Genomic DNA, 12,517 nt, shown 5'->3' on the forward strand with positions numbered 1-12,517 from the left:
GTATAAAGTAGAACGGCAAAAGACATAGTAAGGAGAGCAACAATGAGAAACTTGAAATAATGAAAAATTTTTCTTGGGAAAAATTGAACTGCGTACACTGTTTGCTGTTGTTTCAATGGCCGTACATATTCGACCATCTATTTGTTAAATAATAATTACAATATGAAAATATTTTTTCTGCGTTTGCGTGTCATGTGGCGGCGATTTCGCCAAGGTGACCGTTATCAAAATAATAGTCAAGATCACTACGCCATCGAGCTTGAAGCGTTAATGCGGCGCGCAAATCCGTTTGCATCCTGGCAAGAGCGTGCTAATTGGACGATTGATATCGCCGAGTGGATACGTCACGAACCCACCGTTTCCTTACTAGAGGAGGGGGCGTGGCGTCGGGTCAAGCAGCAACGTGTCGTTTTTATGCTGGATTGGTTGGATGCGCATCGCGACGTTCGCAGGATTGTGCAGACAACGCTACAAAAAACGTTGCGCGAAGCTGCGGGACCGGAGCTCTTTTGTGCGACTGGTTTGCCCAACGAGCCAGCGTTTTTCAATGAGCTTTCTGAACATGTCATTAAATATATATTGCCGAAGCCACCTGCGGAGGCCGATCTTTCTGTGCTATTTACAGCGATGTTTCCGCATCCTGAAGACGCCGAATGGTTGCTGGAGCTGGATGCAGAAACGGTGGAAAGGATTTGGAAGCTCACCGCGGATGACGGTATCTCGCACATGTATCACCAGCAGATAGATGAGGCGCTCATTTATCTGGTAACAGCAGTTTTGGCAGATGGCATTAGTAAAGCCTTCCGTTATCGCCTTGATCCAAAGATGCCGTTGCAAGCGACCCCGTTCATGGTGCTGCGCCGCGAGCTGGAGCGTTACTTATACCTAAGTCCTACCGACGAAGGTGCCTTGCGCAGCGTACGTATGCTGATCGCCGTCTGCCAGGCGCAAACGGATCGGATTTATGGTCATTTAGATGAATATGGCGTATCTGTCAGTCTGGTGTATCGCGTGGAGAGAATGCGTGCGCATTTGAGCCGAATGACTCGCCTGATCGATTTACGTGCGGCGGTCGCATCTAATCTGGCACTGGATGTATCGAAAACGCTTCAGAATGCACCGAATAGCGAATTCAGCGATGAATCAAGCGAAGAATTTACTGATAGCTGGGGTGAAGATGGCGCGACTGCAATTGGCGGTGTAAGGCATCGAATCATTGCTGGATCTGCCTCAATAACGAGTGTGCGAACGGTCAAGGCGGTTTCAAAGACCGGTACCGGTCAAATTCAGGCACTTTTGGTAGATTTTATATTAGCGCACCATCACAGATCATCAATTCGTGGCTTAGTACGTCGCAGCTTTTCATTACTTGCCCGCAAAATGGTGGAACGTAATGCTGATCATGGCGAACACTACATTGCGCGTGACCGAAAGGAATACCGGGCAATGTTAATGGCTGCATGCCGTGGCGGCGTCTTGACAGCGTTCACTGTGCTAGGCAAATCGCTATTGTCTTCGGCTGGCCTGGCACGGTTTTTCGAAGGTCTATTTGCCTCATTAAATTACGCGGTCAGTTTTCTGGCAATATCCGCCATCGGCGGTGTTTTGGCGACCAAACAACCTGCCGTAACCGCACCGGCGCTGGCAGCAAAGATGAGCCAGCTCGATACAGTCGAAGGTTTGCGGACATTACTTGCGGAAGTTGCGCTGTTGTTACGTTCGCAGGCCGCTGCCGTTTTTGGTAATTTGATAGCAGTAGTGCCGACGATGCTAGTCATTTCGCTGGTCATCACGCTTACTACCCACGCGCCTATGCTGGACGTCGGGCATGCGCAAGCGACGATAGATAGTTTGTCGATCATCGGCCCTACGCCATTATTTGCGGCTTTAACGGGCATCTTGCTGTGGTTATCCAGCCTTGCCTCCGGCTTTGCGGACAATTGGTTTGCTCTGCGTAGACTGCGCGAGGCCTTGACCCATCAACGTCGCCTCATCCGCGTTTTAGGTGCGCCACGGGCGCAGCGATGGGCAGCGTGGCTTGAACATCATATCGCTCAGATCGTCGGTAATATTTCACTTGGACTTCTACTCGGCATGTCGCCTGTGATTGTCCAATTTTTTGGTCTTCCTCTGGACGTCCGTCACGTGACGCTTGCGACCGGCAGCTTGACGGCAGCGGCAAGCAGTCTGGGTTGGACTGTAGTGATGTCGCCACATTTTTGGTTGGCAGTGGTGGGCATAGCGAGCGTCGGAGTGCTCAATGTCGGAGTCTCGTTTGGATGTGCTTTGGTGCTCGCATTGCGTGCCCGAGAAGTGCCGGTACGGATTCGTCGAGTCGTATTTAGAGCTGTATTAAGGCGCTTCAGTGCTTCACCACGCTCTTTTTTGTTTTCCGAGGTAGTGGCTCAGGCGCATCCGGCCCAGGATAGCGAGGAGATTCGGAGCGAAGAGCCGGAAGTCGGTACTGAACCTTATTCTGAAACTGACAGGGAGCATGGAACACAGAGTAAAACACAGAATATCATCGAGGTTGTGTCGGAACCGACCACCCCAACATCGACTACATTAGGCGAAACCAAGCGTTAGGCTGATAAATGCTGTTGCTGGACGTGGACTAGGTGTTAACTTTGAGTTAGACTTAACCGTTTTTTGGTTTCCGATAGCGCAACATTTTGTCCCGCTTGTTTACTTCAGGCGGTAATGACATGAATGGCATCTTATAAACACTAAGTCGCAAGCGCAACGAAGATCGAACCGGTTTCGCTACAACTACTCGGCTATTTACCCACAGCTATTATGAAAAAATTAATTGCATTTCTCGCGCTTGCGGGTATTGCCAACTTCGCCGCAGCTACGGACGTCGTCGGTAACGCTAAGGCAGCTGAAAACAAGGTATCCATGTGTATTGGATGCCACGGTATTCCTGGCTATAAAGCTAGTTTTCCCGAGGTATATCAAGTACCGATGCTTGGCGGTCAATCTGCCAAGTACATTGAAAATGCGCTGGCTGCCTATAAGAAGGGTGATCGCCAACATCCGACGATGCGTGGAATTGCAGCTTCGTTGTCGGATCAGGATATGGCTGATCTTGCCGCTTATTACTCTCAGCAAAAATAAGGAACCCACACTATGAAAAAAATTCTTGTTGGCGTGGTGTTTATCCTTTCCGCGAGTGCTTCTGTCGGTGCACTGGCAAGCGGTAACATCGCCGCTGGTGAAGCCGCAGTCAAAAAATATTCGTGTGCATCTTGTCATGGGGCGAACTTACAAACGCCAATCGATCCAGCTTATCCAAAGTTGGCCGGTCAGCATCAAGACTATCTTCAGCACGCTCTGATTTCTTATCAGCGCGGTGCTGCTGGCCCAAATGGCCGCACAAATGCGATTATGGGTGGGGTTGCTAAGGCGTTGACGCATCAGGACATTCAGGATATTGCTGCTTATATCCATAGCTTGCCAACATCGTTGGTCTTGCGTAAGTAAGATATTGATATAATTTAAAGAACGGTTCAGAAGTTGCTAGTAACTTCTGAACGACAAAAAGCCACCATATTTTGTATGGTGGCTTTTTGTCGTTGTTTTCTTGTTCTAAAAAGCTTTGTGAAATAACGTATGTAAGGCATGGACTAACGAGATGTGTGACCAAATACGGAAGATCGCCAAGCCGTCTAATCGTTTAAGGATGTGTACATAAATATCCCCCCGTTACCTCTCTAACTAATCAAGCGCTAGACCGCGATGTCTCAGAGGTCGAACGCAGTGCATTCATGCTATTAACCCTCTGTATCTGCTACATCTTCTTTTTGACACACTCAATATATTCAGCACCATCTGGCGCCAAGCCGCTCCGCTGCGCGTTCCAGATCATCTGGCCTAGACATTCCATGATGTGATGATAGGCATCATGTTCCGATTGTAGTCTCTGTGTCAGCGCAGTCGATGCTGCACGAATCCCAGGTGGCTGATCGATCGAAATCTGTTCGGCGATTGATAGGTGCATCGCCAAGTGCAGAAATGGATTTGTCTGGCCATTTTCGACTGAATAATCGGCGGCAAGAGCAGCATCGACATCGTTCAAATCATTTGAATATTCTGGATGCTGCATAATCCAATCACGGGCAATAGCCTCAATTGGGGTGAGTATTTCGTTCGCCCGATACTTACGATAGGCTTCACAGAAAAACCGACGGACGTCTTGTTGAGAGGGATTGAACATAGATAATTTTAGCTAATGAGTCTTGCGATACTGAAAGCCGCTGCCGCTGCCAGGCCGCCGACGAGCAATGTTTGCAAGCCGGATTTCAGCGCGCCGGTCCCGGTTACACTACCTTTCAGGTAACCAAACACAAACAACGCCAGCAGTGTGACGATAGTCGATACTGTAAGTGCGCTGTGGGTAGAGTTCATAAATATATAAGGCGCGAGAGGAATCAAACCACCGACCAGATATGAGAGCGCAATTGTTATTGCACTTTTTCTTGCGGCGCCAGGATGCGGCTCCTCCAGTCCGAGTTCAAAGCGCATCATAAAATCCCGCCAGGCCAGTGGCGTGCGTTCGAGCCCGGCCAGCATCGGCTCACATTCTTGTTTGGTGACGCCATACTGCGCCATGATGTCGATCACTTCCCTGCGTTCTCTATGAGGGACGGTCAAAATCTCTTGCTCTTCACGGTCACGCTCAGCGTAATAATGCTGGCGTTCAGTACGTGCTGCAAGATAACCGCCTAATCCCATGGCAATTGATCCAGCGGCTATTTCGGCGACACCGGCGGTAACGATAATATTCATCGCCACCGACGCGCCGCTGATACCCGCTGCAAGTGCAAACGGAACCGTCAGGCCGTCTGCCATTCCAATCACGATGTCGCGGACTGTGTCGCTGGCTTCGAAGTGATGTTCAGTATGAGGGGTCGGCATGGCGCTTTATATACCTTTTTCAGGTAATGGTGTTTTGGTTTTGTAGTCACAAAGATCTGCGATTGTGCAGTTCCAGCACAGAGGCTTGCGTGCGATACACGTATAGCGGCCAAGTAGTATAAGCCAGTGGTGCGCATCTTGCTGAAACTCTACAGGTACCACTTTCATCAATTTATGCTCAACGATATTGACGTCTTTACCGGGCGCAAGTCCGGTTCGGTTCGAGACGCGAAAAATATGCGTATCAACGGCAATGGTCGGTTCCCCGAAAGCGGTGTTTAGCACCACATTGGCTGTCTTACGACCAACGCCAGGTAACGCCTCCAACCCTTCACGTGTATGCGGAACTTCTCCAGCATGGCGTTCAATGAGCAGTCGGCATGTTTCGATCGTATTTTTGGCTTTTGTCCGAAATAATCCAATGGTTTGAATATATGGAATCAGCCCGTCGATACCGAGAGCTAGAATTTTCTCTGGCGTATTTGCAATGGGATACAACATGCGCGTGGCTTTGTTGACGCTTACGTCTGTAGCTTGCGCTGACAGCAACACAGATATGAGTAATTCAAATGGCGAGGTGTATAGAAGTTCGGTGGTCGGGTTTGGCATGACAGCACGCAAGCGGTTAAATATTTCGCGACGCTTCTCTGTATTCATGACAGATCCTCAGCCTGTGGCTTAGGCTGTATCTCAGCTTGTTGTTCTTTTTTTGGTCGAGCGCGTTCAATCGCTGCCTGAATGATCGCTTTTTTGCGTTCTTGTTCGATTTTTTGCTCTGGATTGTTAGTTGCCTCCGCCGCTATAACCCTCAATTTGTCGGCCGCTTTGGCGGCGAGACGGTCGTCGTTTTCTTGCTTTTCACGTTTTAAGCGTGCATCTCTAAAATCGTGACGTTGGCGTGCGTCGGTTGCTTGTTGTTGGGTCCAGGCTTCCCAGCCGGTCTTGTCTTGCGTTACATCGACCATGCTAATACAGTCAACGGGGCAGGGTGCGACACATAAATCACAGCCAGTGCACAGGTCTTCTATGACGGTATGCATCTGTTTTGCTGCTCCTAAAATTGCGTCAACCGGACAAGCTTGAATGCACAGAGTGCAGCCGATGCAAATCGCCTCATCAATGATGGCACGTGGGCGCGGGCGCTCAGCACCATTGACTGGGTTAAGCGGAATTATCGGCGCACGCAATAGTTGCGCGAGGCGGTTCACGCCCTCTTGTCCGCCCGGTGGGCATTGATTATAGAGGGCGCTGCCTTCCGCTATCGCTTCGGCGTACGGGCGACAACCTGAAAATCCACACTTAGTGCATTGCGTCTGAGGCAGTAGCGACTCAATATGGTCGGCAAGGTCGGCGGTAGAGGGGGTAGTTTGGTTAATAGTTTGATTAAACACAGCAGATGATAACAACATAAAAGGTTTATTATCCGCGTAAATCAGCGGCGGGCTAAATAGAAAAAGCCACTCTATTTTAATGAGTGGCTTTTTAAACGGTAGAACGGCTCAGATCGACATCATTATCATTATCATTAAGCGTTGGCCTTGATGAATTCTGTGATCTTAGGGGCAATCATTTCACGCCAGCGACGGCCCGAAAATATCCCGTAATGTCCGCATTTCTCTGCGGTGAAATGCTGTTTCATTGCAGTCGGAAGAGATGCGCATAAATCATGCGCAACTTTGGTTTGCCCTGGTCCTGAAATATCATCAAGTTCACCTTCAATGGTGAACAAGGCAACGGTCTTGATATCTTGCGGCTTGACGAGTTTTCCGTCAATTTTCCAAGTCCCGAGCGGAAGACTGAAGTCCTGAAACACCGTTTTAATGGTATCTAAATAATAGTCGACAGGCATATCCAGTACCGCATTGTACTCGTCATAAAACTTGCGATGATTTTCTGCGGACTCGTTATCACCTTGGCGCAGGTGCATATAGAAGTCCCAATGACTTTGTGCGTGGCGATTCGGATTCATTGCCACAAAACCAGCGTGTTGCAGAAAACCAGGATAGACCTTGCGGCCTGCGCCTGGATAATTCGAGGGTACAGTATAGATTACGGTATTTTCGAACCAGCTAAACGGCTTTTCAGTTGCCAGATCATTGACTTCGGTTGGGGAAATCCGTGCATCGATCGGGCCACCCATCATCGTCATGGTTTTCGGAAGTTTTGGATCTTTTTCGCTCGCCATCAAGGAGATCGCAGCGAGTACCGGAACGGTCGGCTGACATACTGAAATCACGTGCAGATCAGGACCTAATAACCGTATAAAGTCCTGAATATAAAACACGTAATCATGTAAATGGAAAGCACCTTCGGATTCGGGCACCATGCGTGCATCTGTCCAGTCAGTGATGTAGACATCATGATCAGCCAATAAAACATTCACCGTATCGCGCAGTAGAGTGGAGTGATGTCCTGACAACGGGGCGGCTAGCAGTACAGTCGGCTGCTTAAGTGCTGCCAACTCTTTTTTGTTTAAATCTTTCTTAAAATGCAATAACCGACAAAAAGGTTTTGTCAGCTCAACCTCTTCAATAATGGCAACTTCCTTGCCATTAATTAAAGTGGAGACAATATCAAAATTTGGCTTTTCATAATCTTTCCCCAGTCGATACATCAGTTCGTAGCCAGCAGCGATGCGCTGCGCAAATGGTGAATGGGCAAGCGGTGACACCGGATTGGTAAAAAGCTTTGCACTCGTTTCGGCGAATTGCACCAGAGGCGTTAATAGAGAACGACTAAATTCGTGCATGTGATAGAGCATACAAACCTCTTAGGTAACTCTTTGGCGGATAAGTGGGGATTACTGTGCCGCAACGCCGCAAGTAGATTGTTTTAATTATTGTGTCGCTTAATGGTACAGGTTGGCAAAGGTAAAATTACCTAAAGGCAATGTATTTCTTTACTCTCAGCATTATATAGCGTATCGCAGCATTCATCCGTTAGGTACTGCTCCTTATTTGACGAATATCTTGATCGTTATGAAGAATTGTGCAAATTTGATATGTGAATTTGGCTTAATACTTACCCTTGTTCATGCCGTTTGCGAATGACACTCTTTCAAACACTCTTTCAAATTGTCCCTTATATAAGTGCATCGAAGGTCATTTTTACAAGAAATAAAATATTGAGCTGATCTGAAATTTTTTGATAGCTATAAAGTGAATTCGGGGGACTGATGCTAGAAACCCACGATAAACAAAGAGTTCGTCTTACGCCATTTATCTATTTCTCTACAAATGAGACTTTAGTTCTTGTCCTAACGACAGATCAAAGTAGCAATGATATTTTTGAGAGGCTAACTTAAACCAGCAATGAAGTAATCGTTATCAGCGTTGTTGTGTGGGCGCGCAGGGAGGATAAATGCTTTCTTTGTTCGCATGAAACGAAACCACTAATGCCAGATGGTTGCACGTGACGTTTATCCTCTGAATCAGTGATTAATTCTCCTTGTGCATTAGCGAACAAGTATGTCATTCGCAGCCTCGAAGTTATTCATTTTTTTCATTAAATTCATTAAGGGATGCGCATGGTGCGTACCAGCTTTACCCCATCAACCTCAGCCGCCTCTGCGAGTTTCGCGGCCCGCGGATCGGAGCCATCTTCAAAATCCCAATCGACATTTATCAACGCCGTCATAAACTGTAGCGGCATTGAAGTGCCACTTCGCAACGGGAAGTCATCTCTTAACGCCAAGTTCCCGCGGGCAACGCGCCGACAACGCATTCAAAGTGAGCTAGAGAATAAAATAATAAATGACAAAAAAGAACAGACAGACATGAAGAAACTTCGAGAGGGGTTCGAATACGTACAATTTGGCACGAACCCTAGCGAAGCTTCCTGTTGTGATTCAGGCTCAGAAGGAGCGCCCATAAAAACAGGATTAGCCCTAGCAGCTATGCTAATCACTAATGCATGTAAACCAGAACAATTATTGTCAGCTTTCTGCAATCAGACAGGAACACGTTTTACGGCCTTGCCAGATACGAAGGAGGGCCTGCCTCTGACGGCCCCTGACACATGTCCGATCAATAGTACGACTCAGGCAACGCCGTCAAACATTCCTACATTAAGCGATATCGGCAATAGCATTTTATCGTTTGGACAATCCATCTATAACAGCTTACCGGCTTTACCAAGGTCGCGGATGTTGGTAGAGGCGCATACTGGCGGTAGGCAAGTGAGGGCATTTTGGGGGCGAGAGTACCCTCATTGGGGCGCGGGTGGTAACCAGAAAGTCGTAACCAATAATACTGCCGAGAAGCTCCGCCCCAACGTATTTTCTGCGTTTCCCTCGTCATTAGATGCGGATGCGATTATGGGTGGGTTAAATGCCTTTCAACGTTGGCCCGCAAATATTAATCAGGATGAGAGATTGAAGGGCATCGCACTTACGCGCCTGAGTGACAATATCGCAAATATTTATCAGCTCCTTGATGTGTTCAAGCCATTAATATTACGCAACTGGGGAAGTGACCCAACTATCAGTCAATATGAGTATTCGGTCTTAAAATATGCTGTGCAGTCCCAGTCTTACGGAACTAACAGCACGGGTGTTTCGATTAACCCCGCAGAACCCCAACTGGCCTGGCCGCAAGCAGAATTACGCCACGAGATCGCGCAGCTTTTCTTTATGGCTTTAACGGAGATAAACAGGCTATCCGGTACTCAGGCTTTATCAAGTTACATAAATTCCAAGGCTAAGTTGGAATTGGCAACTAATCCGACATTGGATAAATTGTCCAAATTTTCGGATCGTATAAAAGCCGAGATTATTCATCAGCTAAAGATACAAGTGCCAAACTTTTTGCCGAATGATCGTAGTAAGTTGAACTTGCTCGCAAAGTGGTTTGTTGATGCTACATTAATCGGTGTTGATCCTTTGTTCCACCCACAGCTCGATCTTGATCACCCCGATTTTCGTTACGCTTCTTACCTTAGCCCTGATGGCACATTAATGAGTATTGGGGCAGGGTTTATGAATCAATTTCCAGCGAAGGCGGGAGGCCGAATGACTCCCGAAGTTTTACGTGAGGCAGGTCTGCATAGTTTAATTGATCTTGATCCTTTAGCATGGTCTTCCTCTACAGGGACCGCCCTCATACGCTTCGACGATTCGCGTGCAAATGACATTGCAGGTGAACGTTTGGGGAGCGCAGCGGACCGTATGAAATCTGGACTAGCCTTTCTGATTGCGCCTGAAATTCCAAAGATCAGGTTGATGCAAAAAGTTAAGCTTAGCGAGGAGGAGTTTTTGATCTGTGTCAATGATCGGTTTAACGATGACGCGGTTCACAATCAGCAATCCAAGGATGCGTTAGGTCGACTAGAGCAAAGTAAATTTGATTTATACAATTACGGCCTTGAGCATTTGCCACTAAGCCATCAGAAAAATTTAATCAGGGCGGCCCATTTTGGTGCATTGGAAATATTTGTGCCAAGAGTGATTTTATACGAGGGAAAACATGGCGATATTGCCCATAAAGCTACGTTCAAAGCGACGTCGGGGCTCATTGCAAGTGTGGGAAATTCGGGCAGCGGTGCGCCTCCCGAGTACTATTTGTTTTCTGAGGAGGGCTACTGGGGTTCACCCGTTGTTTCTGTCATCACTTCCTACGTAAAGGAGTCGGGCGGGGTTGCGGCGTATGTCAACAAACATCATGCGAGCTTCACTAGCGGCGTTCGATTTAAGCCATCCAATCAAACCTCTTTCGAAACAGCATCCTTTTCTACCTATGCAACAAATCTAAAAGAAATTGCCCTTGTCGTAAGTCAGGTACAGAGTTTTCCCTCAGCTATACATCAACGATTTACCGATGCGTCGTCGACGCAACGAATGCATATAACGTTGGCCCAAAAAATATTCAGCTCCAGTATTTATACACTTGGAAAATTTATTATAGGTATGGTTCCGTATGGTAATTGCGTGATCGCCGTCCTTGATACTGCAGAAATGGTTGCGTTGCCAGCCGAAACCGATAAAGGTAAAGTTGAGCAAGCTACGGTGATAGCAACAGATGCCCTATTTTGTTTCACTGGATTGGTCAACGAAGTAAAGGAAGCAAAAGTCGTGATGAACTCTGCTCGAGCTGTTTTTCGTTCCAGATCTCCCAATGAATTTGCTGAAACGAAGATTAAAGAGCATTTGGCAGGGCCATCGCTCAACAAGGATGAGAAGGTGGGATTGACGAATGGCGGCCTTAGATTTGACACTGTGAAACATCTTGCCAATAACCCGGCAGATTTACACTTTAGAACTGGTATCTCCCACTTTATCGAATTCGCACCAAGCGCGATCAGCCCCACCCCAAACAAAATATCGTTTAAGAAAGACAACCTAAACGTACCGAACAATTTAGTTCCTAAAGGACTTTTCCAAAAGTCTGAGGGAGGACCGATATGTTTGGTGTTGGCCTTAGATAATACTGAAAAAAGAGTCGGTTATCTCTGGAATGAATCGGAAAAACAATTGGAATTGCAGACCGATCAATGGTTCGATGCATATAGTGAATTGACCGATGAAGATATTCAAATCGTAGACCTATTCACGAAAAATGCTCCGACTCACATAACTTCAACCCGAATATCGGATATGTTGTACAACAATAAATGTCTCAATGCAGTGCGTAAATTTTACTATCAGAGTTATTTCGCACATCCGCCGGAAAATATCAATCACGGTGTCTATACCGTTGGAGATCGACAGTACCTTAAGCTTGATGAAGAATTTTATTTACTGGAGGAGCAATCTAAGCCTAGTTTGGAGCGTCGTATTATTGGCGAGCAAATGCCGGAAGATTTAAGTCTTGACGTCCAGTATGACGGAAAAAAATGGAGGGTAATAAAAAATTATTTGATTACTCCTGCGACCAAACTGACTAACACTGTCGCAACGTTTGAGGAGGCGATAAAACATGGATTTAATTTGCCAGAAGGTTGGTCGACGTCTGCGATGTTCTTTGACAACTCCAACCCCGATCAATTTGTTTTAAGCCTCAGGGACAGCGAAGGCAACACCAAATATCGTCTCGGCCCGAATCGAAAAGGTGCTTTGGATGAACTAGAAATTACAGCGTTTGAAAAAAATAGATGCAGGATTAAACGAGCGCCACCGTTTGGTTCTCAAGCAGCTTGTGGTTCTCAGGGGGCTTACTTTGCCTCACTTCCAGCGGAAGCCGCGCGTAAAGAGGCAATAAATCAGCTCGTTGAGCTGGATGTTGAAACGCGTCCCTATTACGAACGTCCGTTGCTTCAACTTGAAATAGTTCGAGACGTCGAAAAAATTCAAAATGCATTCCAAAATAATCCCGAACTTTCACAGCATTTCTTGCTTTTAACCGATAATATTGTCAACAAGCCAAAATTGACTTTAGCTGCTGCAATGGAAGAGGTTGGTCAATTAAAGTGGGCGGATCGAGAGTTGCCCGCAGATAGGTTGATGGACTTGACGGACTTTTGGGAAGAAATGAAATCGCAATTAGCGAGCGAATCTTCTAACGATTTTGGAAGGCAGCGTGAGGCTTTGGGTGAGACCTGCGAGTTAAATTTGCGACTCGTCGAAAGCCAACGACAATATGATGAATTAGGGAATGTTTACATCAAC

The 12,517-nt window shown here is 47.0% G+C and carries 9 protein-coding genes; 4 read left to right on the forward strand and 5 right to left on the reverse strand.

Going from position 1 to position 12,517, the window contains the following annotated elements:
- Nucleotides 1-162 precede the first annotated feature (162 nt).
- From QN379_RS22130 to QN379_RS22140, 3 genes are all read left to right on the forward strand, one after another.
- Nucleotides 163-2,586 carry a site-specific recombinase gene (locus QN379_RS22130; RefSeq protein WP_322238289.1) on the forward strand — a complete coding sequence of 808 codons (2,424 nt, stop codon included), beginning with the start codon at nt 163-165 and terminating at the stop codon, nt 2,584-2,586.
- Nucleotides 2,587-2,796: 210 nt separating this feature from the next.
- Nucleotides 2,797-3,117 carry a cytochrome c gene (locus QN379_RS22135; RefSeq protein WP_322238292.1) on the forward strand — a complete coding sequence of 107 codons (321 nt, stop codon included), beginning with the start codon at nt 2,797-2,799 and terminating at the stop codon, nt 3,115-3,117.
- 12 nt (nt 3,118-3,129) lie between these two features.
- On the forward strand, nt 3,130-3,483 hold the full coding sequence (locus QN379_RS22140; RefSeq protein ID WP_322238294.1) for a cytochrome c: 354 nt from the start codon (nt 3,130-3,132) through the stop codon (nt 3,481-3,483).
- Nucleotides 3,484-3,790: 307 nt separating this feature from the next.
- On the opposite strand, the gene QN379_RS22145 is transcribed toward QN379_RS22140, so the two are convergent.
- From QN379_RS22145 to QN379_RS22165, 5 genes are all read right to left on the reverse strand, one after another.
- Complete coding sequence (locus tag QN379_RS22145; protein WP_322238295.1) at nt 3,791-4,216, reverse strand: DUF1841 family protein; 426 nt, start codon at nt 4,214-4,216, stop codon at nt 3,791-3,793.
- Between the two features lie 8 nt (nt 4,217-4,224).
- Nucleotides 4,225-4,917, reverse strand: a complete 693-nt coding sequence (locus tag QN379_RS22150) for a VIT1/CCC1 transporter family protein (RefSeq protein ID WP_322238297.1) — start codon at nt 4,915-4,917, stop codon at nt 4,225-4,227.
- A 6-nt stretch (nt 4,918-4,923) separates the two neighbouring features.
- A complete protein-coding gene (nth, locus tag QN379_RS22155; protein WP_323507633.1) occupies nt 4,924-5,574 on the reverse strand; it encodes an endonuclease III in 651 nt (216 codons plus the stop codon).
- Entirely contained in the window at nt 5,571-6,326 is a 756-nt protein-coding gene (gene rsxB, locus QN379_RS22160; RefSeq protein WP_323507634.1) for an electron transport complex subunit RsxB, read from the reverse strand. The genes nth and rsxB overlap by 4 nt, the downstream gene beginning before the upstream one ends.
- Nucleotides 6,327-6,442: 116 nt before the next feature.
- The gene (locus QN379_RS22165) at nt 6,443-7,678 is read right to left on the reverse strand and encodes a polyhydroxyalkanoate depolymerase (protein WP_322238303.1); all 1,236 of its coding nucleotides are present in this window, start codon (nt 7,676-7,678) and stop codon (nt 6,443-6,445) included.
- 765 nt (nt 7,679-8,443) lie between these two features.
- Between QN379_RS22165 and QN379_RS22170 the strand changes: the two genes are divergently transcribed.
- The coding region (locus QN379_RS22170; RefSeq protein ID WP_323507635.1) for a hypothetical protein at nt 8,444-12,517 on the forward strand (4,074 nt) is incomplete at its 3' end.

Source organism: Glaciimonas sp. Gout2 (assembly GCF_035018905.1).
Lineage (GTDB): Bacteria > Pseudomonadota > Gammaproteobacteria > Burkholderiales > Burkholderiaceae_D > Glaciimonas.